Origin of the sequence: Nocardia sp. NPDC059154, from assembly GCF_042755705.1 — a bacterium.
GTDB lineage: Bacteria > Actinomycetota > Actinomycetes > Mycobacteriales > Mycobacteriaceae > Nocardia.
Genome location: NZ_JBHZCS010000091.1, coordinates 1 through 24,402, shown reverse-complemented (window position 1 = coordinate 24,402; position 24,402 = coordinate 1). Strand labels below are relative to the sequence as shown.

The window sequence follows — 24,402 nt, the reverse complement described above, 5'->3', positions numbered from 1 at the left end:
AGCGAACCCGGGCGCCCGCATCGCCGGAATGACCTCGGCGGCAAGTTGAGGCGTGAGGGAATCCGGATCGGCCATAAGGCCGCCGAGCAGCAGGTGCCGCGCCATCGCAGAGCGAGCGACGAAGCCGGGCATGCCGGGCAGCGCGAGTACTGCATTGAAGGCTGCGAATCCTCGACTGACCATCGCCAGCCGGGTGTTGCCGAGTCGTACTCCGCCGGACGACAGCAGGATGAGCCGCCGCACGCGGTCCGGATGCGTCATCGCCAACCGCATGCTGACCAAGCCGCCCATCGAGTGTCCGAGGACGACAGCGCGCTTGATGCCCAGTTCGTCGAGCAGTGTGGTGAGCGACTCGACGAAGGCGTCGATCGTCAGCGGCTTCGTGAGCGGCTCCGAGCGGCCGAATCCTGGTAGGTCGACTGCGATTACGCGGTGCCTCGAGCTCAGTGCCGGCAGGTTTTCCAGCCACGTCTGCCAGGATCCGCCCAGGCCGTGCACGAGCAGGAGCGGACTCCCGACGCCCACATCGACGTAGCGCATCTTCCTGCCGCGGATCTCGGCATCGTGGGCATACAACGACCAGTCGACTTCCATCCACGGGGAACCGGCTCGAGGTGTTGAGGGGGTCATGGATGGGCTCCTTGTGTGCGCGGCGTTGAGGCAGGAGCGGTAATCGGACTGCTTCCAGGGTATAGGCTGCTCGGACCCTTTGGTGAATGATTTATGATTCCGTTAGTCTCAATATTATGCTACCGTTGGTGTCGAGCGTCGAAACTCGCTCACGTCCAGTGACAAGACTGTGAACCTTCCGTCGCAGTCGCGTGGAGAGCCGAATGACCGATGTCGTCGACCGGGCAACACCGCCCGCGGCTGCGCCCGAACGCCGAGCGCGCGTTGCTCGCAGCATCCGCCGCCAGCAATTTCTGGCAGCTGCCAGTGCCACGTTCGCGGCGCGGGGTTACCACGCCGCCACCATGGACGAGATCTCCCAACGGGCCGGCTTCAGCAAACCCGTGCTGTATCAGCACTTTTCGAGCAAGCTGGATTTGTATCTGGCCGTGCTGCAGCACCACCTGGGCGTGCTGGTATCGAGCGTGCGCGAAGCATTGAGTTCGGCTATCGACAACCACCGTCGCGTGCGCGCCGCTGTCCAGGCATACTTCGACTTCGTCGATGATGAAGCGGAGGGCTTCCGTCTGGTTTTCGAGTCGAACGTTACCGACGAGCCATCGGCTCAATGGCACATCGATCGCGCAGAGCAGGAGTGTGTGGACGCGGTGTTCGACCTGGTGGTGCGCGATTCGGGACTCGACCCGCAGCGAGCACGGGTCCTCGCCGTGGGGCTGGTCGGGGTCAGCCAGTTCACCGCACGCGATTGGCTGGAGGCCGCCCGGCCCGTTCCGAAGGAAATAGCAGTCGATACGACCGTCGCCCTGTGCTGGGGCGGACTCTCGCGCCTGCCGCTGCAATCGACGCCCTGACGGGAGCCTCCTCCCAGCGTCCCCCGCAGATGCTCAGGGCCGCCTGTCGTCGCTCGTGCCGTGTCGAGTTCGGGTCCTGGCGTCGGCCGTGCCGGTTTCGGCGGTCCTTCGCGTTGCTGGTCGGTGGCCTCCCGAGCGGCGTGAAGGACGAGGCGGGTACGGGTCACGGTGCTACTGCAGCAGCAGGTGCAACTGGAGTTCGCCGATCAGGAACCCCAGGATTGCTCCGACCGTCACGACCTTCCACTCGTCTTGTTTCAGCGCCGGTCGCAGCAGACCCTCGAACTCCTCATTGGTCATCAGCTGCATCTTTTCTTCGAGCAGTTCGGGAAGATTCATCGCGTCCGCCGCGTAGTCGGTGAAGATGTCCCGGCGTTCGAGCATCCGGCTCACCACAGTGTTCGAGATATCGCCCCGGACCTGTTCGTACCGTCGGCTGCCGATGGCTATTTTGGCCACGGACTGGATCGGCCCGGATTGTGTATCGATGGCTCGCTGGATTTCGTGGTGGATCAGCGACAGGAACCGGTCGGACGACGGGCCGGTCAACATGGCCTCGAAGGCATTGGCCGGAGTGAGGATCTCCTGGGAAATCAGCTCCGCGTAATCGCGGCTGACTTCTCGGCGTCGCTTGATGAACAAGCCGTGCCAGGTGAACAGGCCCAGATATTTCTTGGGATACAGCGGACGGAAGATCATCTGCAGGGCGAGCCAGTCGGTGATCAGCCCGGTGACGCCGCCGAATGCGGGCATGATCCACGGCGAATGTGTTGTGGCCCAGGCGATCGCCTGGACGAGGCCGAGACCGAAGCCGAATGGGATGCCCATTCGGACGATGAATTTCATCTCGTTGTTCCCGATGGTTCGCACCAGCTTGACGGTGAGTGCCTTGTCTCTGGTGAGCGCGTTGATCGCCAGCATGCGCATGTCCAGGACGGCGGAGACATTCGTACGAAGATCATCGACCAGACGGCCGAGAGTCTCCGGAATCGCGGCCTCGACGCGCCCGATCACGAGTCGTTGCACGGCTTCCGGCATGGCCAGCCACAATTTCGGTTGAAGTGTGGTCATCACCTCCCTCGTCAGTTCCTCCACCATCTCGTGCATCGGCTGCTCCATCTTGTGGATCAGATCGTCCAGGTCGGTTCGCGCAATGATCTCCTGCGGGTCGAGCAGCCGGCCCATCATGAGGTCGACGGCGGTAGCCGCCATGCGCGGCGTGTACCGCGGGATGATGCCCTGCCAGCCCAGATACGGCGGTATTCCGACGAATTCCAGCGGACGGAACATCATTTCGACGGCAACCAGCTTGGTCACGTATCCGATGAGCGCCGCGACGATCGGCATCAGCGCATAGATCATCCAGTGATCGCGCAGATCCGCGAGGATCGCTGTGGCCATGGGGCTTTTCCTCTCCCCGATGATCGATCGGAGGCCGGTGAGCCACGCCACGTTCATGCCGGCGCCGAGTGGGCGGGCCGGTCGGAGGTGGCAGCTTCATCGAGGCGAATGGTGCCGGAGACGGGAACGATAGTTCACGCCATCCGCTGTGTTCCTGGTCGGAGAGAACGCTATCCCGTAAGCCATCGCTCGATCAAGTGGTCCTGCGTGTGCATGTGCTGGTAAAGAATGTTGTGCGGCTGGGTTTGATCATGGGGAGCGGTGTACGAGCGGGGCTGAAACAAGTTGGGTCGAAGCGTATTTCGGCGCTGTGACGACCGCCCGAGGTGAACGATCGTTTGGGTTACCAGTGGCCACCGGGCTGCCGACGGCCGGACCGTCGGACTGCGGATGCGTTCGCAATTCCGCGTCCGGTGCGCATCGGGCTGACGCATGTGGCCGCCGCCTGGGTATCGCCCGTGGCGGGCCGACCCGCTGGTCGGTTGACCGACTGTTCGAGTGGATATCGGAAACGATCGGTAACAATCATTATATGTGAAAAGGCCTCGTCTACCTCATTGTTCGGCCCACTTTGTGAACGATCGTGTTGTACTCTCGCGATGCGGGAGTGATCTCCTGCGTCGGGGGAGGTTTCATCGTGTGTGTGAGTTCGGCTGGCTTCGGAAGGTGCTGGGAATGCATGAGTCTGACGATCAACGCGCCGCAGGGGCGTTCGAACAATTGCGGGACTGGGGTCGGGTACCCGAGCTGAATCCGCTCGACTCCTTGATGTGGCGAACCGAGCGGCCGCCGGCCAACTCGTGGGCGGGTCTTGTCGTGCAGATTCTCGACTCGGTCCCCGACTGGGACCGGATGGTGAAGGCCCACGAGTGGGGAATACGGGTCGTTCCACGGTTCACGGAGCGTGTGGTCGAGCCGATCATTCCCACCGGGCCGCCGGTGTGGTCGGCGGACCCCAATTTCGATCTGAGCTATCACTTGCGACGTATCAGCCTGCCCGCGCCGGGATCGATGCGGCAGCTGCTCGACATCGCGCAGGCGCAGGCCGTCGCGCCGCTGGATCGCAACCGGCCGCCGTGGGTCGGAGTGCTGGTGGAGGGGCTCGAGGGCGGTCGGGCCGCCTATCTGCTCCAAGCCCACCATGTGCTGATGGACGGTGCGGGTGCAACGCAGCTGTTCTCCCGGATCCTCGGAAAGGAGCGGCAGGAACGTTGCGGCGATGTTCCGGCTCCGCTGGAGCGGCCGAAGTTCGATTCGGCTCAGGCGGCTGCTCGCGGGCTGTTGAAGCTGATCAAGTCCGTCCCCGAGGTCGCGGGGGGCGCGATCGCCGCGGCCGCGGACGCAACCACGCATCCCGGCCGGACTGCCCGCTATGTGTCGTCGGTCGTGCGAGTGGCGCAACCGGTGCCGGACATGACTTCGGAGCTGCTGCAGGGTCGGTCGCGTACCGCGTGGCGCTTCGGGATGCTCGAATGCGGACTCGCGGAGCTGAAGAAGGCGGGTGCGGCCGTCGGTGGCACCGTCAACGACGCATATGTCGCAGCGATGCTGGGTGGGCTGCGCGCGTACCACGAGGTACACGGCAAGGAGCTCGGCGACCTGCCGATCTCCATGCCCGTGTCGGTGCGTCGGGACGACGATCCAATGGGTGGAAACCGTTTCACGGGAGCGTTTTTCGCCGCTCCCGCCGGTATCGCCGACCCGGGTGAGCGGGTGCGGGCAATGCATGCGCGGGTCTCGGCGGTCCGCGGGGAGCCGGCATTGGACTTCATGGGCACCGTGACGCCACTGCTCAATTTCGCGCCGTCGGCCGTTGTTACCGCCACCCTGCAGAATCTGACGACGTCCGCGGTGTTGACGACGAGCAGCTGGCCGGGACTGACGGAGCCGGCGTACGTGGCAGGGGCGCGATTCGACCGGATGTTCGTCTTCGGGCCGCTGCCCGGAACCTCCATGTGCGCGGCGCTCTGCTCACACCTCGGCGTCTGCTGTATCGGCCTCAACGTCGACGGCGAGGTCTTCCCGGATACCGACGTCCTGTGGGAGTGCATGCAGCGGGGATTGGACGAGATACTCGCCCTGGCAACGTAAGAAGCCGATCCTTCGGCCTACCGTGAATCCTGGCTTTCGCCCGAATCGACCCGAGATGTCCACCGAATGGTGGCAGGTGGGTCGCATTCGGGCGGGGGCCGGGATCTCCGTGTTTACCCGTCGCGCATCGTTTCGCGAGTCGCCTCGGGATTGCACCCGGTGCCCGCTCGAATCCGGTTGGGCGCGAACCTGTTCCAGAAATACGGAAGCTTGGTGATCCTCCGACAGGGCTCAGCGCTGGAAGACGGGCGGGCGCTTTTCGGCGAAGGCGCGCTTGGCCTCGCCGAAGTCGGGGTGGTGCTGGGCGATGCCCTGTGCGGTTGCTTCCGCATCGAGCTGATCGGCCAGATCGACCCCGAGGCCGCGCCACAGCAGGCGGCGGGTGGGCCCGGTCGAACCTGACAGCTCCGCGATGGCCGCGGCGAGTTCCAGTGCGCGCGAACGGACTTCCTCGTTCGCGGTCACTTCGTTGACCATCCCCCAGGCGAGTGCCTCGGGGGCGGTCACCGCGCGGCCCAGCAGCGCCATCTCGGCCGCGCGAGCCGTCCCCACCAGGCGCGGAAGCATCCAGCTCGCGCCGGCGTCCGGCACCAGACCGACCTTGACGAAGGCAAGTTGGAACGAAGCCCGCTCGGCCGCGACCCGCAGATCGCAGGCCAGTGCCAGGGATGCGCCGGCACCGGCGGCAACACCGTTGACGGCCGCGATGGTCGGGGTGGTGAAGGCGGCCATTTCGGTGACGAGCGGGTTGTAGTACGTGCGCAGCACGTCTTCGGCGTCGCTCGGCCCACCCTGGAGGTCGGCGCCGGCTGAGAAAGCTCGCCCTTCCCCGGTCAGCACGATCGCGCGAACCGCGGTCTCCGCGTCCAGTTCGTTGAGCGTGTTGCGCAGCTCGACCATCAGGTCGGAGGAGAGCGCATTGAGCCGCTCGGGACGATTCAGCGTCACGACCGCGGTCGCGCCTTGGTGCTCGACTCGTAATACGTTGTCGGACATCGGATTTCCTTTCGAGTGTGGCTCCGTCAGGCCTGGATGGCGGCGCCGCTGTCGATGAGGCCGTCGACGTCGGGGACGCCCCAATCGAGCAGTGCCCGGCGGGTGTCTGCACCGGTTTCGGCGGGTGGCCGCGGCACGGCCGCCGGGGTGCGGCTGAACCGCGGTGCCGGAGCCGGTTGGTGGACGCCCTCGACCTCGATGAACGTGCCACGGGCGCGCAGGTGCGGGTGGTCGGGGGCCTCGGTGAGGCCGAGGACGGGTGCAACGCAGGCGTCGGTGCCGTCGAAGATCGTGGCCCATTCGGCACGGGTGCGTTTCGAGAATGCCGTCGCGATCCGGTGCCGCAGCTCGGGCCAGGCGGCCGCGTCGGCTCGTTCAGCCTCGTCCGGCTCCAGCCCGAGCAGGGTCATGAACTGCGCGTAGAACTTCGGCTCCAGGGGACCGACGGCCATGTGTCCGCCGTCGGAGGTGGCGTAGACGTCGTACCAGGGGCGGCCGGTGTCGAGCAGGTTCACGCCACGCTCGTCGCGCCACAGGTTGTCGGCCATCATGCCGTGCAGCGCGGCGGTCAGCGACGCCGCGCCGTCCACGATGGCCGCGTCTACCACCTGGCCGCGACCGGATTTGGCAGCCTCGAAGACCGCAGCCAGTATCCCGATGACGAGGTAGAGGGATCCGCCGGCGAAATCGCCGACCAGATTCAGGGGCACGGCGGGCGCTTCGCCGGCGCGGCCCATCGCGTGCAGCGCACCGGTGATCGCAAGATAGGAGATATCGTGGCCGGCCGCGGCGGCGAGCGGACCCTCCTGGCCCCAACCGGTCATGCGGCCGTAGACCAAGCGCGGGTTGCGTGCCCAGCAGTCCTCGGGGCCGAGGCCCAGGCGTTCGGTGACGCCGGGACGGTTGCCTTCGATCAGTACGTCGGCGTTCGCGACGAGGTCGAGGACCGCTCGAACCCCGCCCGCTGTGCGCAGATCGAGAACGACAGATCGGCGGCCGCGCCGTGTCGTATCGCGGGTGGGCGCGACCATGCTGTTGCTCCCGCCGGGGCGATCCACCCGCAGCACCTCTGCACCCAGATCTGCCAGCAGCATCGCGGCGAAGGGGCCGGGGCCGATGCCGGCCAGCTCCACCACACGCAGTCCAGCCAGCGGTCCCGTAGCGGTTCCGTCTGTCATATCTCCTCCTCGCTGAGGGCTTTGACACGGTCTTAGACCCGTCGTATCTTTGAGACAGGTTAGCTCAAAAATATGAGCATCGAAAAGTTGTTGCGGCGCAAACAGTCGCGACCTGCAGTGATGGGACGGTTATGACGCGTAGCGCAGTCATCGTGGACGCGATCCGATCGCCGATGGCCAAGGGGAAAGCACCGAAGGACGGCCGCCCCGGTGGCGCGCTGTCATCGGTGCATCCGGTCGAGCTGCTCGGGCAGGTGTTCCGGCAGTTGTTCGAGCGTAACGACATCGATCCTGGTGAGGTCGACGACGTTATCACCGGCTGTGTCAGCCAGGTCGGCGAACAGTCCGGTCCGGTCGGCCGCTGGAGTTGGCTGGCGGCCGGACTGCCCGAGCACGTGCCGTCGACCGCGGTGCATCGTGCGTGTGGTTCGAGCCAGCAGGCGGCGGATTTCGCGGCGCAGGGCGTGATCGCCGGCGCCTACGACATCGTGGTCGCCTCCGGCGTGGAGTCGATGAGCCGAATCCCGATGCTCACCGCGCGCATCGGTCAGGATCCCTACGGACCGTCGGTTGCCGAGCGCTACGCGCCCGGGTTGATCGCGCAGGGCGTTTCGGCCGAGTTGGTCGCCGCGCGTTGGGGTTTCGACCGGAATGCGATGGACGAGTTCGCCAGCCGCTCGCACGAGCTGGCCGTGGCCGCCGACTTCAGCGGTGAGATCGTGTCGATCGTCACCCCTGACGGGACGGTCGTGCGCGAGGATGAGACACCGCGGCGAGGAACTACCGTCGACAAGCTGGCTCAGCTGAAGCCGGCATTCCAGAACGACGAGATGAGCCAGCGGTTCCCGGAGATCAACTGGGGCGTCACAGCGGGCAACTCGTCGCAGTTGACCGACGGCGCCTCTGCCGTGCTGATCATGAGCGAGGAACGGGCCGCGGCGCTCGGTCTGCGTCCCCGGGCCCGCTTCCACTCGTTCGCGGTCGCCGGTGATGATCCGATCACCATGCTGACGGGCCCGATCCCGGCCACCGAGAAGGTGTTGCGGCGGTCCGGCCTCCGTCTGGAAGACATCGACCACTACGAGGTCAACGAGGCATTCGCCTCGGTGCCGATGGCCTGGCGGGCACACTTCGACGCCGACCCCAAGAAGCTCAACCCGCGCGGTGGCGCCATCGCGCTCGGCCATCCGCTCGGTGCCTCCGGCGCTCGGTTGATGACCACGATGCTGGGCGCGCTCGAGGCGTCGGGTGGCCGCTTCGGCCTGCAGACGATGTGCGAGGCGGGCGGCATGGCCAACGCCACCATCATCGAACGACTCTAGGAAGGTTGAAAGTATATGGATGTCAATGGGATTTCGGCCGTCGTCACCGGCGGCGCGTCGGGTCTGGGCCTGGCGACGGTGCGCAGGCTGGTAGCTGGTGGAGCCTCGGTCGTCATCGCCGACCTGCCGAGCTCGAATGGCGAGACGGTAGCCAAGGAGCTGGGCGACCGGGTGCGGTTCGTTCCGGCCGACGTGCGCAACGAAGCGGAGATCAACGCGGTCTTCGATGTGGCCGAGGAACACGGCCCGGTGCGGGCACTCGTGCACTGCGCGGGTCGTGGCGGCGCGGTGCGGCTGGTGAACAAGGACGGCACACCGGGGTCGCTGGATCTGTATTCCGAAGTGGTCCAGATCAACCTGATCGGCACGTTCAATGTGCTGCGGTTGGCCGCCGCCCGAATGGCGCACAATGAGCCGCTCGACGGCGACCGCGGCGTGTGCATTCTCACGTCATCCGTCGCGGCGTTCGAAGGCCAGATCGGTCAGATTCCCTACGCCTCGGCCAAGGCCGGCATTGTCGGCATGACGATCGTCGCGGCCCGAGATTTGGCGGGTAAGAACATCCGCGTGTGCACCATCGCCCCGGGCACCTTCGAAACCCCGCTGCTGGCCCGGCTCTCCGACGATGTGCGTGCCTCGCTGGCCAAGACGGTGCCGCACCCGAGCCGGCTCGGTAACCCGGACGAGTACGCCAAGCTCGCGCTGCACATCATCGACAACGGCATGATCAACGGCGAGACCATCCGGCTGGACGGCGCGATCCGGATGGCACCGCGATGAGTGATGTGGTGCGGTTCGAGGTCGCGGGGCGGGTCGCGCTGATCACCCTCGACCGGCCGGAAGTGCGAAACGCCGTGGATCGGCCTACGGCCCAGGCGATTTCGGCCGCCTTGGACGAACTGGATGCCCGCGACGACGTCAGTGTCGGGGTGTTCACGGGTGCGGGCGGCATCTTCTGCGCCGGCATGGACCTCAAGGCGTTCAGTGCGACCGGGGAGCGGCCGGTGACCGAGCGCGGTGGATTCGGCATCGTCGAGCGACCGCCGGCCAAGCCCTTGATCGCCGCGGTCGAGGGCAAGGCGCTCGGTGGCGGATTCGAGATCGCGCTGGCCTGCGATCTCATTGTCGCCGCGGACGATTCGCAATTCGGATTGCCGGAGGTGAAGCGCGGCCTGGTCGCGGCGGCGGGCGGAGTGCTGCGGCTGCCGCAGCGTATCCCGCGCACCGTCGCCAAGGAGCTGGTATTCACCGGCGAGCCGATCAGCGCTGGCCGTGCCCAGGAACTCGGCCTGGTCAATCGAGTGGTTCCGGCCGGGACCGCGGTCGATCAGGCATGTGCGCTCGCCACGGCGATCGCATCCAACGCGCCGCTGGCCGTGCGCACCGCGAAGCTGCTGATCGACGAATCGGCCGACTGGCCGGCGGCCGAGGCCTTCGCGCGGCAGGCCCCGCACACCGATGCGGTGCGCAGTTCGCGTGATGCCGCCGAAGGTGCGCGCGCGTTCGTCGAGAAGCGGGCACCGGCGTGGACCGGCTCGTGAGCGGGAGCCCGCTGTTCGAGGCGGAACACGACGAGTTCCGCGCCAGCTTCCGGATCTTCGTCGAGCGGGAGGCCGCGAGCGGAAACCTCTTCGAGCGGGCGGGCGACCACGGATTTCTCGGCGTGCAGGCTCCGGAGGAGTACGGCGGCGGCGGGGTGGACGACTGTCGTTTCGCCGTGGCTGCCGTGCAGGAGCTGATGCGTGCCGGGATGACCGGCGTGGGCGTGTCATTCGCTACACACGTCGGGGTCGCGATCCCGTGGCTGCTCGAGCATGCCGATGCCGATCACCAGGCCAGGCTGCTGCCCGGCCTGGTGTCGGGCAAACAGCTTGCGGCGGTGGCCAACTCGATGGTGGCGTCGCAACCCGTGCCCGGCGGCATGCGGCTCGACGGTGAGCTGACCGCCGTGGTGAACGCGTCGTCTGCGAGTGTGCTGCTCGTGCCGGTCTCCGCGGAGACCGGTGGGTGCGGTGTGGCCGTGGTCGACACCGCAGCAACCGGCGTGCAGTGCGAGTCAGGACCGGACCTGGTGGGGACGAAGGGCGCCGGACTCGCGGATGTCCGGCTGGACGGTGTGGTCGTTCCCGATAGCGGTATCTACGGAGGCGATGCTCTGGTCCGACTGCGGCTGGCCGAGCAACTGTGGACCGCGGTCCTGGCGCTGACCGGCGCCCACACGGTGCTGGATTGGACGATCGACTACGTGCGGCAGCGCAAGGTGTTCGGCCGACCGGTCGCGTCGTTCGAAAACACCCGTTACGTGCTCGGCGGCCTGCTGGCCGAGATCACGGCCGTGGAGTCGCTGGTGTCCGCGTGCGTGATCGACCATTCCGAGCACCGGCTCGGTTCGCGTGCGGCCGCCGCCGGGAAGCTGCGTGCCACCGAACTGTTCGCGCTGGCCGCGGATCAGGGACTGCAGCTGCACGGTGGCTATGGCTACATGCGTGAATACCCGATCTCGCAGGCGTACGCGGATTCGCGTTATCTGCGTTTGTGCGGGGGAGGCAGTGCGGCGATGCAGGAAATCCTGGCCGAGGAACTCGGGCTGTAGGCCCGACCTCGTCCGGGCTCGACGTCGTCGGGTCCGACCTCGCCCGGGCTCGACGACGTCGGATCACTCCCGCGCACGTTGTGATCGATCAGTATCAATATTTTGGGCCGGCGGGCAAGCCCGCCGGATAGGAAGGGTGTGGCCGCCGTGCCTTATGTGGAGGTCGACAACGGAGTTCGACTGTTCGTGCAGGATGTCGGCACCGGACCGGCCGTTGTGTTGATAGCCGGTTTCGGACTCGATCATCGGGTCTGGGACCGGGAGGTCCGCGTCCTGGCACGCAAGCATCGAGTGCTGTGTATCGATCAGCGTGGCCACGGCTTCTCCGATAAACCGTTGGACGGGTACACCGTTCCGGAACTGGCTCGGGACCTGGTGACAGCCCTGCGCCTGCTGGATGTCACCGACGCGACCGTGGTGGGCTGGTCGTTCGGTGGCCAGGTGGCATTCCGGGCAGCGGCGGAGTGCCCGGAGGTGATCGGGCGGCTCGTGCTCGTCGGCTCCAATGCCGTGCGGGCGAGCCGAAGCGAGGCCTTCCCGTTCGGGCTTCCGCCGGAGGAACTGGTGCCTGGGCTGGTCGCTGCCGAGGAACGCGACCGTTTCGTGGCGCGGCGGGACACCATCGGGTCCGGCTTCCACCGGCCGCCACCGGCCGCGGTGCTGGACTGGCTGGTGAGCTGCTCGCTGTCGATGCCGTCGTGGGCGGCGGTGGCCTGCTACCGCTCCATGCTCAATGCCGATCTCCTCGACGACATCGAGCGCGTGACCGTTCCGGTCCTGCAGGTGATCGGCGCAACGGATCCGGTGCACTCGGCCAAGGGCGCGCGGTGGCTCAACGAGCGGTTGGCCGATGCCCGGCTCGTCGAACTCGCCGACTGCGGCCACTATCCGATGTTCGAGGCGCCCGAACGATTCGACGAGGAGTTGAGCTCGTTCGTCGATCCCGTGCAACCGGCCGCCGTGGCCGCTACGAAGCCATGAGCGAGCAGCAATCGGCGGTCCCGGTGCCTTACGGCGCCGGGTGGGATGCCTGGGCGCGGTGGGCGGAGACCATGCCGGTCTCCCAGCAGATCGGATTGCGCTGTGTCAGTATCGAATACGGTCGAGCGGAGCTGGTTGTCGACCGGTCCGAATGGCCGCTGAATCCGAATGGCGCGGTGCACGGCGGCAGTGTGATCGCCTGCGCGGATCATTGTTTCGGCATCGTCGGTTCGACCGTACTCGATGCCGAGCATGTACCCGCGACCGCGACATTGACCGCGGACTTTCTGCGACCCGCGACGCCGCCGCTCACCTTCTTGGCCGAGGTGGACAGATTCGGCCGTACGCTGGCGTTCATCACCGTCACGGTGCTGAACGGCAAGGGCAAAGTCGCGACCAAGGTCAGCGGCACGATGGTGATCGACGGTTCCTCGCGATTCCAGCCGGCCCCTCGCTGATAACCTTTCACGCCGACCGGCCACGAGCCCGCGAGCCGGGTCGTGGCCGGTCGGCCGTCTCGTAACTTGTTGCATGGCAAGGGTTCTGCGTGCCGGTCACGGCAGGGTGCGTGGCGGCGACGCATCACCGTGAACTAGCCATTGCCTCACGTCCGCAACAGCATGCTCGAGCCTTCGGCAATGTCGGAGATCCGTTCGCCGGCAACCACTTTGCCGCCACGGTCGACGACCGCCACGTCGTGGTGATCCTGCGCCCAGTCGATCCTGGTGGTCGCCATGCAACTTCGTTGGCTCGTGCGAGTGGCTACTTGCCGATGAACTGCGGTGCGCGCTTCTCGAGGAAGGCGCGAGGACCTTCACTTGCGTCCTGTGAGGTGAAGACGCGGTCGGCGATGAGGGACTCGATGCGGAAGCCTTCTTCGAGCCCCTGCGTCGTGACCGCGGCCTCCTTCGCTGCGCGCACGGCGAGGGGCCCGTTGCGACGGATCGCCCCGGCCCATTCCAGCGCGACGGTCATCAACTCGTCAGGGGCAACGACAGCGTTGACCAGACCCACCTCGCGAGCGCGCTCGGCAGTGAGCGTCCGACCGGTCAGCAACATCTCCTGGGCCACGGCGAAGGGGATCTGCCGAGTCAGCCGCACATGTGTACCCCCGCCGGCGAACAGTCCGTGACGGACCTCGGGTGCGCCGAAGACGGCGTTCTCGGATGCGATCCGGATGTCCGTGCCCAGGAGTAGCTCGAGCCCACCCGCCAGACAGGCTCCATTGACGGCCGCGATGACCGGTTTGGAAAAATCGCTGAGCATTCGCTTGGTGCGATCCGGGACCGCGTCGGAGAAGTCTCCGGCCGTGAGCCTCGGAATGAACTCGACCAGGTCGGCACCCGCGCAGAATGCCTTGGTGCCGGCACCGGTTACGACGGCGACGCGCACGTAGTCGTCGGCGTCGATGGCTGCGAACGCCTCGTTTATCTGATGAAGCATGTCGAAGGTGATCGAGTTGCTCTTCTCCGGGCGGTTGAGGGTGACTACCGCAATCTCGGCGTCGATGTCGACGGTGATATCCGAACTGGTCACCGGGCTGCTCCCTATCTGGTGGTGATTCGACGTGATGGATGTTTGTTGCGAAGGCGTACGCCCTCAGTAGGACTTCGGTAGGTGAAGGGAGTGTTCGGCGACGAAATTGAGCACCATCTCACGTGACACCGGGGCGATCTTCGTGAGCCGCGCCAGCCACCACATGTCCGTCAGACCGTACTCGAGCGCGACCCCGTTGCCGCCGTGCACCTGGACAGCTGTGTCCACGCAATGCACACCGGCCTCGCCTGCGGAGAACTTCGCCATATTGGCGGCCTCACCCGTCTCGGGTGAGCCGGCTTCGTACAGCAACGCGGCCTTGTACGTCATCAGGCGGGCGAGTTCGAGTTCGATCTTGGCTTCCGCAAGAGGGTGCGCGACACCCTGATGGCTACCAATTGGAACCCCCCAAACCTGACGGGCGCTGACGTAGCGCGCCGCTTTGTCGAGGGCGTAGCGGCCGATGCCGGTGGACATCGCTGCGCCGAGAACCCGCTCAGGGTTGAGGCCATCGAAGACTGTCCTGAGTCCATCGTTCTCGGCGCCGATCAAACGATCCAGTCCAAGCTTCACGTCGTCGAAGAAGAGGGTCCACTGCTTCTCCGGGGCCTGGATAGCGGTGGGGATGTGCTGTCGAGAGATCGCAGGATCATCTGCGTCCACGACGAAGAGTGAGACCAAGCCGCGGCCGCTCTTCGGATGTTTGCCAGTGCGGGCAACGACCACGATGGCATCGGCAGCCTCGACGCCCGAGATGAACGTCTTCTGTCCTCGCAGCACCCAACCGTCACCCACACGCTTCGCCCGGGTGGTGACGTTGTGCGAATTCGACCCGGCATCCGCCTCGGTGATCGCGAATGAGAACCGGATTTCGCCGGTCACCACGCCTCGGAGCCAGCGTTCTTTCTGCTCCTCGGTGCCGTACTTGGCCAGGAGGTTGCCGCAGATCGCCTGCGAGAACACCAGCGGGAGCAGCGGGCATCCTGCTGCCGCCAGTTCCTCCATCACTATCGTCAGTGTCCAGAGTCCCTGGCCGCCCCCGCCGTACTCCTCGGGTAACGACGTTCCCAGGAAACCCTGTTCACCTAGTTCGCGCCAAAGCTCGGTCGGTGGCTCGCCTGCGTGGGTCTTCGCCATGAAATAGCTGTGGCCGTATCTTGCGCCGATTCGGGCAACGGTCTCGCGGAGCGCCTTCTCCTCCGGCGTGGGCTCGAGACGCATCATGATGTCGTCGCTGTGCGTGTCGGTGCTGAGTGTCATGTGGTTCGTCCTGTCGGCTCGAGAGTGGGGGCTCTTCGGCGGGCTCGCAACCAGGGCCTCGGTGGGAGACTGCTGAGCGGACCCGCCGGTCGCGTCGAACAGCACGTCGACCAGCGTGTGCAGGCGATCTCGTAGACGGTCCGCGCTCAGCAGGCCTGCGGCCCACTGGTGGATGCCGCCGATGATCCCCGTCGAGGCGAGTTCACCGAGCTTGGCCGGCGCCACCGCTGGACGCGGTTCGCCGGCCTCGGCGAAGCACTGGATGAGATCGCCGGTGGGGTCCTGGTCGAACATGCGGCTTCGATCGGTCCACTCGAGGATCAGGCTGCGAACGACGACCGGATCGGCGGAGATCGCATCCACGACCGTGTCGACGATGCGCAGGGCACGAGTACGTGGATCAGCGATCGATCGAGTGTCGTCGTCTATGGTCCCGAGGAATCCGTCTGCGAGGGCGGCCCAGATCTGTTCGCGGGGACCAAGGAGATTGAAGACTGTTGCAGGAGAGACGTTCGCACGTTCGGCGAGCAGTGGCATCGTGAAGCCACGCGCTGGGTCCTCGCGCAGCAGCTCGCGTGCGGCGTCGAGGATCCGTTCGCGTCGCATGCGCTTCCCGCGGTCATACCCGGACTCGCCGGGTGGGGATTGCGGATTTCGGCGTTCTGTCGTCGCCGGGGACACGTTGTCAGTCATGGGTGCCCGATTCGGAGTAGAGCTCACCGATCAGCGCGTCGTACTTGGCGCTGATCGCCCGGCGACGGATCTTCATCGTTGGAGTGAGCTCATCACCGCCGGGCAGCCAAGGCTCCTCGAGGACCTGGTATTTCTTGATCTGCTCGACACGAATGAGCTGCTCGTTGGCCCGGTCGATGCCTTCCGCAATGGCCCTTGCGACTTCCGGGTGGTGCACCAGATCGGCAACATCGGTGCCGGCTATTCCGGCACGGTCGGCGAAGGCGAGCAGCGATTCGGGTTCGGGCACAAGAATGGCGACGTTGTAGCGGCGCCCGTCGCCGATCACTACCGCGTTCCCGAGAAGATCGCAGGACCGCTTGATGATCTCCTCGATGTGGGCCGGCGACATGTTCTTGCCCGCCGCGTTGATGATGATCTCCTTCTTGCGATCGACGATACGCACGTAGCCGTCGGGATCGAGGACGCCGATGTCGCCCGTCTGCAACCAGCCGTCCGCCGTGACGGCCGCTGCCGTCGCCGCCGGGTTGTTGCGGTAGCCCTTCATGATGCCGTCACACCTCAGCAAGATCTCGCCATCCTCGGCGAGCCGGAGTTCGACGCCCGGCAATGCCGGGCCGACGGTCCCACACCGGATCCGGTCCGGCGGGTTCGCGGTGGCGGCTGCGCCGCTCTCGGTGACCCCATAGGCCTCGCCGAGGGGCACGCCGAGCGCAAGAAAGAACTCGACGAGCTCGGGGGCGACCGGTGCGCCACCGATGATGGCAGCGCTGGTTCGGTCAAGTCCCACGACTGCGGCCAAAGACGAAAGAAGTTCGCGATCAGCGTCGTCGAGAGCGACTTCGGGAACCTTCGACGCTCCGGTACGGAGCGCTTCCTGACGGGCGCGCACCTGGGCGAGCGCGCCGGCGAGTACCGACTCGGTCCGCGTGCGCTGCGCGTCCGGCATGGACGACACGGCCGCCATGATTCCCGCCCGCAGCTTCTCGAACAGGCGAGGTGTAGAGCCGAAGAAACTTGGTCGCACGATCGGCAGATAGCGGCCGACCTCCGCAGGGTCCGGGCAACAGGAGACTTCGAATGCCAGACCGATCTGCATGTAGTGGTCGGCAATGCGGGCCATCATATGCGCCATCGGCAGAAACGAGAGCTGCTTCGATGCGAACGGCACGCGGCAGCGGTCTTGCAGTGACTTCAGCAGGAACATGACGTTGCGGTGCGTCAGCTCCACGCCCTTGGGATCACCGGTGGTGCCGGACGTGTAGACCAGACACGCGACGTCCTCGGGGCCAACCGAGCGCCACGTTGCTTCGAAGTCGAAGTCCGGGCGAGCCGCGGCGAGGAACTCATTCCAGCCGACGACCCGGCCCGCTACGCCCGGCCCATCGATCACCACGACGAGATCGATGAGTCCCGCTGCAAGAACGCTGTCGAACCGATCCGCGAACGCTTGTTCCGTCACAACGAATCGCGCGCCTGAATCGCGCACGACATGCTCCAGCAAATTCGGCGGCGCGGTGTTGTAGATCGAGGTGATCGCGACACCCAGGTGCATGGCCGCTGTGTCCAGCCAGTGGAACTCGGGCCGGTTGGTCAACATGAGTGCGACGGTGTCGCCGCGCCCGAGTCCGTATCCCGCGAAGGCGGCCGCGACGGCACGAACCTGTGACGCGTAGTCGCCGAAGGTCGAGGCCGCGGTGGATTCCCTCGCGGCGAACGCAGGAAGCGCCGCGTGCCCGGCGACTGTCAATTGGAACGCTTCGCAGATCGTCGCGGCGCGGGTTGCCGGCGGCAGGTGCGCAAGGTCGTCCAGCAATGCATCAGTCATGTGCCCTCCATGTGGCTGCCCGAGCGGGGCTTGTAACTGCGCGCCCAGAATGAGGTGACGCGAGTACACAGAATTAGCTTATCGTCTAAATTATGTGCACATCTAAAGTCTGCCGTCAATGGCGGTCGGGAGCAGGGCTTGGAGAAGAGGCTGCGCCAGCCGAACGGGCGATGAAGTACAGAGACCTGATCGCGGAGCTGTTGGACATTGCAGTCCCGAGTGTCCCGGCATGACTCGAGGACGGTACTGTCGCTCCGGATGGTCAGGCGCTCCGGATGGTCAGAGGTGTGTCGAAGGTGGATATCGACGCTGACAGCCTGTTCAGGCCGTTATGCGGGCGTGGACGACTCGATCGAGCAGACCGGGCCCCGTGAAGTGGTGGACTTCGGGTCAGCAGGGTAGTGGTCGACGAATCATGGTGAATGCCAGATGATTTCGAGTTCGCGACTGCCGCCTGTGCCGCTGCGGCGCGTGTTCCGTCGCAGCGATCACCGCCCGCAGCTCATCCGTGCTGACGGCGGAGGAGTAGCGGGCGGGTGACCTGCCACTTGTCGTGCTGCTCGATGACCACAGCGGTCGCCAACCGCAGGAACGCGGCGGGATTCGGGAAGGTCTCCACGACGTCGGGTCGGCGTTCGACTTCCTTGTCGAGCCATTCGACGGGCTTGTCGGACAGATCTTCTGCCAGCGCATTCCCGGCGTGTATGTCCGGGTCTCCGTGCGCACGACGGTCACCCAGCGTTTTCTGACTTCCCGGGACGGCATCGACCTGCTGACGCGGGCGGGTGGCTCCGCGATTCCGGACTGGGTAACCACGCCTCCGGAGGAACAGCCGGCCGACTGCCGTCGACTCGATTCGGGTGATCGGCGGTCGGTGGACACGACCGGGACGGGTCCGGCTACGGACGGTCCGAGAACAGCGGCGGGGCAAACCCCCAGGGGCCGACCTGCGTGGATCCATCCGGCCTCGGCGCGGAGTCCATGGACCCGGCCGGCTCGGACTCGGTGGGTGTGGCCCCGGAGAGCGTGCCGCGGCGAACAAGCTTGATGGCAGCGTCGGCGATCTCGTCTCCGGTGAGATTCTGCGATGGGCTGTACCACCGGGAGATCCACATGATCATGCCGAGGAGCAGGCGGGCTGTGAGCTTGGGATCGCCCGGTTCGAGGACGTCTGCGTCCATCGCTTGGCGGACGGCCTGCACCCACAGCTCCTCGTATTCGCGCGCCCATTTCCGCCACCTGGCATACGTGTCGGGAGGCAGGCCCGTGCCGCCGAAGAATACCGACAGGTAGTTGCGCATGCGGATCGCAGCATGGACCTGGACCCGGATGAGCCCGAACAGAGCCTCACGGGGATCCGTCGAATCCGCGAGCACCGTCTCGGCGAGTAGGTGAACCTCCGCGGTGCTGCGTTCCAAAACCATTCCCAGCAGATCCTCCTTCGCGGGAACGGTGCGGTACAGCGTTGCGCGGGACACCGAAAGTTCTTCGGCCACAGCCTCGATCGAGACGGCGTCGTAGCCCTGTTCGTTGAACAGCCGTGCCGCGGTGTCGGCGACGGCCTCCAGGTCGATCTCCCGGCGCGGGCGGCCGCGCGGCCGCGAGCCGTTGTTCTGGGATGCGGCAGCTTTCGCCGAGGTCTTCGGCACACTCTTGTGGGCGGGCACTTCGTCCACCTTCTCGGTATGGTCGGTCAGTCGCTGATAACATCCTATCCGTCTCAATATCGAACGGGCTCCGGCGCTCGCCCAAAAGTGCTGGGAACTCACCAGTGTCGAGTTATCGACCGGTGAAGCGCGGGGCCCGGCGGGCGCGGAACCCCGCGATTCCTTCGAGCAGGTCCTCGGATCCCAGGGTGTGCTCCTCGTACGCCAGGGACAGATCGACGACCTCGCCCGCGCGCTGCTGCGATATCCGGTTGAGTGCGCGCTTGGTGCCCTGGACCGCCAGCGGCGCATTGGCGGCGATACGGTCCGCGATCGCACGGGCCCCGGGCAGCACCTCTTCGGGGCTGTCGACCAGATCGGTGACGGCCCCGAGCCGGAATGCGGTCACGGCATCCAAGGGGTCGCCGGTCAGCAGATGGCGACGTGCGCGCAACATTCCGACCGCCTGCGGCCACACCAGGCAACCGCCGTCGCCCGCCACCAGCCCGACATTGACGTGGGTGTCGGCCAGCGATGCGGTCCGCGCGATGACAACGGCATCGCAGGCCAGGGCGATGGTCGCGCCGAGTCCGACGGCGTGTCCCTGCACGGCCGCAACCACGGGCTGCGGCAGGCCGAGGAAGGCGTCGAGCAGCCGCCGCGCGTCATCGACGATGGCACGCCGGACGGTCGGATCCTTGTAGGCGTTCTCCATCAGCTCGAAGTCTCCGCCCGCGGAGAAGACAGTGCCTTGCGAGCCGAGTACCACCGCGCGCACCCGGTCGTCGCTCCGGGTCTCCAGCAGCGTCTCGGTGAGTTCATGGTGCAGGACCGCATCGAAGCGGTTGAGCAGCTTCGGCCGTGCGAGGACGATCTCGCGCACGCCGTTGTCGTGGGTGGTGATCTCCAGGGCTGTCGGGTGTGGCGTCATCGGTGATCGCCGATCCTTTCCATAGTCGCGCCGTGATCGCGATGCCGTGTGCGGAGCGAACACCCCGCGCTGCCGAGAGCGACCACACGAACATTTGTGAGTCTGTGTGTCTCAATAGTATCAACGCCGGGTACTCCCGAATCAATGCGATTCGGGCGTCGGTTCCGAGGCGAATTACGGGACTCGTTGACCTATGTGATGCCAGACACTAGTATTTGAGACTAGTAGGCTCAAATATCGAGCATCGCCGCTCCTGGATCGGATCAGCGATGCGGACACCACCTTGGAGGTAAATCAATGGGACGCGCAGATGGCAAGGTCGCCTTCATCTCCGGCATCGCCCGGGGGCAGGGCAGGTCGCACGCGGTGCGGCTGGCCGAGGAAGGCGCCAACATCATCGGGTTCGACGTCTGCGCGGACAACCCGCAGGTCGAATACCCGCTGGCCACCAGTGAGGATCTCGACGAGACTGTTCGGCTGGTCGAAAAGGCCGGCGGGCGCATCCATGTCGCGGTCGCCGACGCGCGCGACTACGACGCCGTCGAGAAGGTCCTCAACGAGGGCGTGAAGCAGTTCGGACGGCTGGACATCGTGCTCGCCAATGCCGGCATCATGCCGATCACCGGTGAGCAGCGTTTGCAGCGTGAGTCGTTCGTGTCTGCGGTCGAGGTCATGCTGATCGGCGTGTACAACACGATCTATCCGGCGATTCCGCACCTGCGGGCCGGCGGCAACGGCGGCTCGATCGTCATCACCAGTTCGACCAACGGCATCGTCGGCGGCATCTCCGAGGGTGGCCCGGGCGTCGTCGGGTACTCGGCCGCCAAGCACGGCGTCGTCGGCGTCATGCGGACGTTGGCCAATACCCTTGCGCCGGAGAACATTCGCGTCAACACCGTGCACCCGACCGGTGTGAACTCGCCGATGGTCGCCAACGAGGCCTTCGGTCGCTATGTGCAGCAGTTCCCGGACATCGCCGCCAACCTGCAGAACCCGCTGCCGGTGCCGAACGGTCTGCTGGAATGCTCGGACGTCACCGACACGATCATGCACCTGGTCTCCGACGCCGGTAAGTACGTGACCGGTCAGACGGTCGTCGTCGACGCGGGCTTCACCAACTACCGCTGACGAACGGCGCATCCTTTGCCCAGTGGGCACTGTGATCGGAACAGCGTCGTCGTCGCGCGATGAGAAAGCCGCAGGCAGTCCGAGAGAAGCCGCGGCCGGCTCGGGCCGGATCGGGTAGCGATCCGGCCCGAGCCCTTTTTCGGCGGCGACGATCCATTCCGGTGGATGGCATCACAGCCGGGCAGTTGTCGCGACCCAGGCAGTTATGAGAAACTGTGTATCAATATTTAGCGGCGGGCGGTGATCACGCCTGGACATCGACGGGAGTGGACGTGAGCGATCTGGAGTACTCGGTCAAGGACGGGGTGGCGACCATCCTGTTGAATCGGCCCGAGCGCAAGAACGCGTTCACGCTCGAGATGATCGATGAGTGGGCTCGGTTTCTGCGGGAGGCCGAGGCGGACGACGAGGTTCGAGTCGTCGTCCTGACCGGCGCCGGGGAATCGTTCTGTTCCGGGGTGGATCTGGACAAATTCAAGGGCGAGAAGCGGGGCCCGCTGGCGGAGAAGGAGTATCTGACCCGGCGGGTGCATCAGGTGGCGCATGCCATGCAGGCGCTGTCCAAGCCGGCGATCGCCGCGGTCCGCGGTGTGGCAGTCGGAGCGGGCATGGATATGTCGCTGATGTGCGATATCCGCATCGCGGGCCGATCGGCTCGCTTCTCGGAAGGCTATATTCGGGTCGGCCTGGTGCCCGGCGATGGTGGTTGCTACTACCTGCCCCGGATCGTCGGTGTGGCAAATGCCTTGCGGCTGTTGTGGACCGGCGACTTCGTCGGCGCCGATGAAGCGCTCCGGATCGGACTGGTCTCGGAGGTCCACGACGACGACGCGGTCCTGGATGCCACGTACTCGCTGGCCGCATCGTTGGCCGCAAAGGCGCCCTTGGCGGTCCAGCTGATCAAGAGGTCGGTCTACCAGGGTCTGGATCAGGATCTGCGCACCGCGCTGGAGTTGATCTCGTCGCATATGGCGGTGATCACCTCGACCGAGGACTCGGCGGAGGCCTTCGCGGCCTTCAAGGAGAAGCGCGATCCGGTGTTCCGGCGGCGATGACGGATCAGCGGCGGCAGAGAACGGAATTGAGGCGAGGAAGATGTCAACGGTGGTAGCGGAGGATTCGGCGCGGCTGAATCACGACGAATTACGCAGTACGGTACGCGATTTGACGGCCGCGTGGCGACGCGAGGGACGCTATGTGCCGCAGTGTGATTCGTGGATGCGGTCGTTCGATCTGGAGTTCACCCGGGAGCTGGCCGCGCGCGGTTTGATCGGGATGACCTGGCCCCGGCGTTACGGCGGTGGCGAATACCGCAATGTCGACCGGTTGGCGGTCACCGAGGAGTTGTTGCGCGCAGGGGCACCGGTGGCGGCGCACTGGATCGCCGATCGCCAGATCGGGCCCGCAATTCTGCGGCACGGCTCCGACCGGCTGCGCGAGGAGATCCTGCCGGGGATCACCCGTGGCGAGGTCCAGTTCTGCCTGGGTATGAGTGAGCCGGGCGCCGGATCGGATCTTGCGGCCGTGCGCACCACGGCCGAACGGGTCCCGGGCGGCTGGCGCATTACCGGACGCAAGATCTGGACTACCGGGGCTCATCACGCGACGTATGCCTACGTACTGGCGCGGACCGCGAAATCGGAGCGCAAGCACCAGGGCCTGAGCGAATTCGTGGTCGACATGCACGCCGAGGGTGTCGAGGTGACGCCCATCGTCGACATGTCCGGCGAACATCATTTCAACGAAACCGTCTTCGACGGGGTCTTCGTGCCCGAGCATCAGCTGATCGGCACCGAAGGGGAGGGCTGGAAGCAGGTCGTCGAGCAGCTGTCCTTCGAACGCGGAGGTCCCGAACGGGTGCTGTCGACCTACCCGCTGCTCGCCTCGATCGTGGAACGAGCCGACGATGTCCACGATCGGAACCTTTCCGGCCGGCTGGGCACGCTGGTCGCCCGGCTGACGGCGCTGCGGCGCATGTGCTGGGACGTCGCCCAGCAACTCGATGCCGGACGCGCGCCCGTCCAGGAGGCCGCGACGCTCAAGCTGCTGGGCAACACCTTCGAGCGCGATGTCATCGAGTTCGCTCGGGAAGTGTTGGGCGGCAATGACGATACGCCCGGAAGCCTCTTGAAACAGGCGCTGCTCGCCGCTCCCGGATTCAGTATCCGCGGTGGCGCCGCCGATGTGTTGCTCTCGATCATCGCAAAACAGGAGTCGCGGATATGAGTGCGGAATCGCCACTGCGGGAACTGATCTCCGATCTCGCCCAGTCTGTCGGCACCGGCGTCGGCGCCGGTGAGGTTCCGCAGATCTGGCCGGAGATGGTGAAACTCGGCCTGGACACCGTCGGTATCGCGGAATCGAACGGTGGGTCGGACGGCACCGTCGCCGATTTGGCGGTGCTGTCGGAAGCATTGGGGCAGCACGGGATCGGGGTCCCGTTGATCCAGGCGGCGACCGCGAACTGGGTGCTTGCGGAGGCCGGGCAGCGGGTCGAGCCGGGATCTCTGTCGCTGGTCGCCGTGACGGACTCGACATTGAACATCGAAGGGCGTTTGTCTGCCCGTATCGGCTCGGTTCCGTGGGCGCGCAGTGCCGATCGCGTGATCGTCTATCCAGCAGTCGGTTCGCCGTTGGTCTTCAGGATCGGTGATCCGGAGATGTCCATCGAGCCCGGACTGAATCTCGCGGGCGAACAGAGCGATACCGTCGTTCTCACGGCTGCGGCCGGCGCAGTACTTGCGCAAGCGCCGGGGCGCGATGCCGTATTGGCCCGGCTCGGAGTGCTGTGGTCCGCGGCGTTGGTGGGCTCGGTCCGCGGTGCCTACGAACTGACCCGCGACTACGTGCGCACGCGCGAGCAATTCGGGGCGCCGCTGGTCAAGATCCCCGCTGTCGCAGCGGGTTTGGCAACCATCCGGACCCAGCTGCTGCAGGCCGAGACCACGGCGAACCGGGCCGTCGAGGTGTATTCGACCGGGGCATCGGGGAATTCGGTGCTGGCTGCCACCGCGGTTGCGCGAATCATCTGCGCCACCAGCGCCACCGAGACCGCACGCATCGCCCATCAGCTCCACGGCGCGATGGGCATCACGGCCGAATATCCCCTGCACAAGCTCACCACCAAGCTGTGGGCGTGGCGTGATGCGGTGCTGAGCGAATCCGAATGGGCGCGGCTCCTCGGCGAGACGACGCTGGAGCAAGGCGAGAACGCCCTGTGGTGCGAGCTCACCGCGACGGCGTAGCCCGGCCCCCGGGTGTCCATGCCGCCGCATCCGAGCGGCCGGCCCCGATGAAACGGCGACGGCCGTGTCGACCGCGTGCATGTGGTCGACAC

The 24,402-nt window shown here is 66.0% G+C and carries 22 protein-coding genes and 2 pseudogenes; 12 read left to right on the top strand and 12 right to left on the bottom strand.

Going from position 1 to position 24,402, the window contains the following annotated elements; genetic code table 11:
• A partial coding sequence (locus tag ACFXN1_RS45430; RefSeq protein WP_379463958.1) for an alpha/beta fold hydrolase occupies positions 1-630 on the bottom strand: 630 nt, incomplete at its 3' end.
• Positions 631-833: 203 nt separating this feature from the next.
• On the opposite strand from ACFXN1_RS45430, the gene ACFXN1_RS45425 reads away from it, so the two are divergent.
• Complete coding sequence (locus tag ACFXN1_RS45425) at positions 834-1,481, top strand: TetR/AcrR family transcriptional regulator (protein WP_379444902.1); 648 nt, start codon at positions 834-836, stop codon at positions 1,479-1,481.
• Positions 1,482-1,652: 171 nt separating this feature from the next.
• Here ACFXN1_RS45425 and ACFXN1_RS45420 read toward each other — a convergent pair whose 3' ends face one another.
• The gene (locus ACFXN1_RS45420) at positions 1,653-2,882 is read right to left on the bottom strand and encodes a DUF445 family protein (RefSeq protein ID WP_379444904.1); all 1,230 of its coding nucleotides are present in this window, start codon (positions 2,880-2,882) and stop codon (positions 1,653-1,655) included.
• A 675-nt stretch (positions 2,883-3,557) separates the two neighbouring features.
• Here ACFXN1_RS45420 and ACFXN1_RS45415 point away from each other — a divergent pair.
• Positions 3,558-4,973: a wax ester/triacylglycerol synthase domain-containing protein gene (locus tag ACFXN1_RS45415; RefSeq protein WP_379444905.1), complete on the top strand. Its 1,416-nt coding sequence runs from the start codon at positions 3,558-3,560 to the stop codon at positions 4,971-4,973.
• 231 nt (positions 4,974-5,204) lie between these two features.
• On the opposite strand, the gene ACFXN1_RS45410 is transcribed toward ACFXN1_RS45415, so the two are convergent.
• The gene (locus ACFXN1_RS45410) at positions 5,205-5,969 is read right to left on the bottom strand and encodes an enoyl-CoA hydratase/isomerase family protein (protein WP_379444906.1); all 765 of its coding nucleotides are present in this window, start codon (positions 5,967-5,969) and stop codon (positions 5,205-5,207) included.
• Positions 5,970-5,995: 26 nt separating this feature from the next.
• Complete coding sequence (locus ACFXN1_RS45405; protein ID WP_379444908.1) at positions 5,996-7,147, bottom strand: CaiB/BaiF CoA transferase family protein; 1,152 nt, start codon at positions 7,145-7,147, stop codon at positions 5,996-5,998.
• A 131-nt stretch (positions 7,148-7,278) separates the two neighbouring features.
• On the opposite strand from ACFXN1_RS45405, the gene ACFXN1_RS45400 reads away from it, so the two are divergent.
• The 6 genes from ACFXN1_RS45400 (at position 7,279) to ACFXN1_RS45375 (ending at position 12,501) form a co-directional block, all read left to right on the top strand.
• A complete protein-coding gene (locus ACFXN1_RS45400) occupies positions 7,279-8,469 on the top strand; it encodes a thiolase family protein (protein ID WP_379444909.1) in 1,191 nt (396 codons plus the stop codon).
• Between the two features lie 15 nt (positions 8,470-8,484).
• Positions 8,485-9,249, top strand: coding sequence for an SDR family NAD(P)-dependent oxidoreductase (locus tag ACFXN1_RS45395; RefSeq protein ID WP_379444910.1), 765 nt, complete (start codon positions 8,485-8,487; stop codon positions 9,247-9,249).
• Entirely contained in the window at positions 9,246-10,010 is a 765-nt protein-coding gene (locus ACFXN1_RS45390) for a crotonase/enoyl-CoA hydratase family protein (protein ID WP_379444912.1), read from the top strand. Before ACFXN1_RS45395 ends, ACFXN1_RS45390 begins: the two co-directional genes overlap by 4 nt.
• Positions 10,007-11,062 (top strand): acyl-CoA dehydrogenase family protein, encoded by a 1,056-nt coding sequence (locus ACFXN1_RS45385; protein WP_379444913.1) that lies wholly within the window; start codon positions 10,007-10,009, stop codon positions 11,060-11,062. The genes ACFXN1_RS45390 and ACFXN1_RS45385 overlap by 4 nt, the downstream gene beginning before the upstream one ends.
• A gap of 147 nt (positions 11,063-11,209) precedes the next feature.
• Entirely contained in the window at positions 11,210-12,043 is an 834-nt protein-coding gene (locus tag ACFXN1_RS45380; RefSeq protein WP_379444914.1) for an alpha/beta fold hydrolase, read from the top strand.
• A complete protein-coding gene (locus ACFXN1_RS45375) occupies positions 12,040-12,501 on the top strand; it encodes a PaaI family thioesterase (RefSeq protein ID WP_379444916.1) in 462 nt (153 codons plus the stop codon). Before ACFXN1_RS45380 ends, ACFXN1_RS45375 begins: the two co-directional genes overlap by 4 nt.
• 146 nt (positions 12,502-12,647) lie before the next feature.
• Here the strand turns inward: ACFXN1_RS45375 and ACFXN1_RS45370 are convergent, their stop codons facing one another.
• From ACFXN1_RS45370 to ACFXN1_RS45335, 8 genes and pseudogenes are all read right to left on the bottom strand, one after another.
• A complete protein-coding gene (locus tag ACFXN1_RS45370; RefSeq protein ID WP_379446415.1) occupies positions 12,648-12,779 on the bottom strand; it encodes a hypothetical protein in 132 nt (43 codons plus the stop codon).
• Positions 12,780-12,805: 26 nt separating this feature from the next.
• Positions 12,806-13,579: an enoyl-CoA hydratase/isomerase family protein gene (locus ACFXN1_RS45365; protein WP_379446416.1), complete on the bottom strand. Its 774-nt coding sequence runs from the start codon at positions 13,577-13,579 to the stop codon at positions 12,806-12,808.
• Between the two features lie 63 nt (positions 13,580-13,642).
• The gene (locus ACFXN1_RS45360) at positions 13,643-14,800 is read right to left on the bottom strand and encodes an acyl-CoA dehydrogenase family protein (RefSeq protein ID WP_379446420.1); all 1,158 of its coding nucleotides are present in this window, start codon (positions 14,798-14,800) and stop codon (positions 13,643-13,645) included.
• Between the two features lie 540 nt (positions 14,801-15,340).
• Positions 15,341-15,445, bottom strand: a pseudogene (locus tag ACFXN1_RS45355) (TetR family transcriptional regulator); the annotation flags it as partial.
• A gap of 79 nt (positions 15,446-15,524) precedes the next feature.
• Positions 15,525-17,360, bottom strand: a complete 1,836-nt coding sequence (locus ACFXN1_RS45350; RefSeq protein ID WP_379446417.1) for an AMP-dependent synthetase/ligase — start codon at positions 17,358-17,360, stop codon at positions 15,525-15,527.
• 390 nt (positions 17,361-17,750) lie between these two features.
• Positions 17,751-18,059: pseudogene (locus tag ACFXN1_RS45345) on the bottom strand (transposase); the annotation flags it as partial.
• A 200-nt stretch (positions 18,060-18,259) separates the two neighbouring features.
• Entirely contained in the window at positions 18,260-19,129 is an 870-nt protein-coding gene (locus tag ACFXN1_RS45340) for a TetR/AcrR family transcriptional regulator (RefSeq protein WP_379463956.1), read from the bottom strand.
• 10 nt (positions 19,130-19,139) lie between these two features.
• Positions 19,140-19,937, bottom strand: a complete 798-nt coding sequence (locus tag ACFXN1_RS45335; protein ID WP_379446419.1) for an enoyl-CoA hydratase/isomerase family protein — start codon at positions 19,935-19,937, stop codon at positions 19,140-19,142.
• A gap of 297 nt (positions 19,938-20,234) precedes the next feature.
• Here ACFXN1_RS45335 and ACFXN1_RS45330 point away from each other — a divergent pair, with 297 nt between their 5' ends.
• The 4 genes from ACFXN1_RS45330 (at position 20,235) to ACFXN1_RS45315 (ending at position 24,310) form a co-directional block, all read left to right on the top strand.
• On the top strand, positions 20,235-21,065 hold the full coding sequence (locus ACFXN1_RS45330; RefSeq protein WP_379446776.1) for a mycofactocin-coupled SDR family oxidoreductase: 831 nt from the start codon (positions 20,235-20,237) through the stop codon (positions 21,063-21,065).
• Between the two features lie 272 nt (positions 21,066-21,337).
• Positions 21,338-22,120, top strand: coding sequence for an enoyl-CoA hydratase/isomerase family protein (locus tag ACFXN1_RS45325; RefSeq protein WP_379446662.1), 783 nt, complete (start codon positions 21,338-21,340; stop codon positions 22,118-22,120).
• 40 nt (positions 22,121-22,160) lie between these two features.
• Positions 22,161-23,291 (top strand): acyl-CoA dehydrogenase family protein, encoded by a 1,131-nt coding sequence (locus tag ACFXN1_RS45320; protein WP_379446663.1) that lies wholly within the window; start codon positions 22,161-22,163, stop codon positions 23,289-23,291.
• On the top strand, positions 23,288-24,310 hold the full coding sequence (locus ACFXN1_RS45315; RefSeq protein WP_379446664.1) for an acyl-CoA dehydrogenase family protein: 1,023 nt from the start codon (positions 23,288-23,290) through the stop codon (positions 24,308-24,310). Before ACFXN1_RS45320 ends, ACFXN1_RS45315 begins: the two co-directional genes overlap by 4 nt.
• Positions 24,311-24,402: the final 92 nt, after the last annotated feature.

Excerpts from the sequence above, each read along its gene's own strand:
- ACFXN1_RS45425 (WP_379444902.1), top strand. The coding sequence starts at position 834 with ATGACCGATGTCGTCGACCGGGCAACACCGCCCGCGGCTGCGCCCGAA.
- ACFXN1_RS45420 (WP_379444904.1), bottom strand. The coding sequence starts at position 2,882 with ATGGCCACAGCGATCCTCGCGGATCTGCGCGATCACTGGATGATCTAT.
- ACFXN1_RS45415 (WP_379444905.1), top strand. The coding sequence starts at position 3,558 with ATGCATGAGTCTGACGATCAACGCGCCGCAGGGGCGTTCGAACAATTG.
- ACFXN1_RS45410 (WP_379444906.1), bottom strand. The coding sequence starts at position 5,969 with ATGTCCGACAACGTATTACGAGTCGAGCACCAAGGCGCGACCGCGGTC.
- ACFXN1_RS45405 (WP_379444908.1), bottom strand. The coding sequence starts at position 7,147 with ATGACAGACGGAACCGCTACGGGACCGCTGGCTGGACTGCGTGTGGTG.
- ACFXN1_RS45400 (WP_379444909.1), top strand. The coding sequence starts at position 7,279 with ATGACGCGTAGCGCAGTCATCGTGGACGCGATCCGATCGCCGATGGCC.
- ACFXN1_RS45395 (WP_379444910.1), top strand. The coding sequence starts at position 8,485 with ATGGATGTCAATGGGATTTCGGCCGTCGTCACCGGCGGCGCGTCGGGT.
- ACFXN1_RS45390 (WP_379444912.1), top strand. The coding sequence starts at position 9,246 with ATGAGTGATGTGGTGCGGTTCGAGGTCGCGGGGCGGGTCGCGCTGATC.
- ACFXN1_RS45375 (WP_379444916.1), top strand. The coding sequence starts at position 12,040 with ATGAGCGAGCAGCAATCGGCGGTCCCGGTGCCTTACGGCGCCGGGTGG.
- ACFXN1_RS45370 (WP_379446415.1), bottom strand. The coding sequence starts at position 12,779 with ATGGCGACCACCAGGATCGACTGGGCGCAGGATCACCACGACGTGGCG.
- ACFXN1_RS45360 (WP_379446420.1), bottom strand. The coding sequence starts at position 14,800 with ATGCGTCTCGAGCCCACGCCGGAGGAGAAGGCGCTCCGCGAGACCGTT.
- ACFXN1_RS45350 (WP_379446417.1), bottom strand. The coding sequence starts at position 17,360 with ATGACTGATGCATTGCTGGACGACCTTGCGCACCTGCCGCCGGCAACC.
- ACFXN1_RS45335 (WP_379446419.1), bottom strand. The coding sequence starts at position 19,937 with ATGACGCCACACCCGACAGCCCTGGAGATCACCACCCACGACAACGGC.
- ACFXN1_RS45330 (WP_379446776.1), top strand. The coding sequence starts at position 20,235 with ATGGGACGCGCAGATGGCAAGGTCGCCTTCATCTCCGGCATCGCCCGG.
- ACFXN1_RS45320 (WP_379446663.1), top strand. The coding sequence starts at position 22,161 with ATGTCAACGGTGGTAGCGGAGGATTCGGCGCGGCTGAATCACGACGAA.
- ACFXN1_RS45315 (WP_379446664.1), top strand. The coding sequence starts at position 23,288 with ATGAGTGCGGAATCGCCACTGCGGGAACTGATCTCCGATCTCGCCCAG.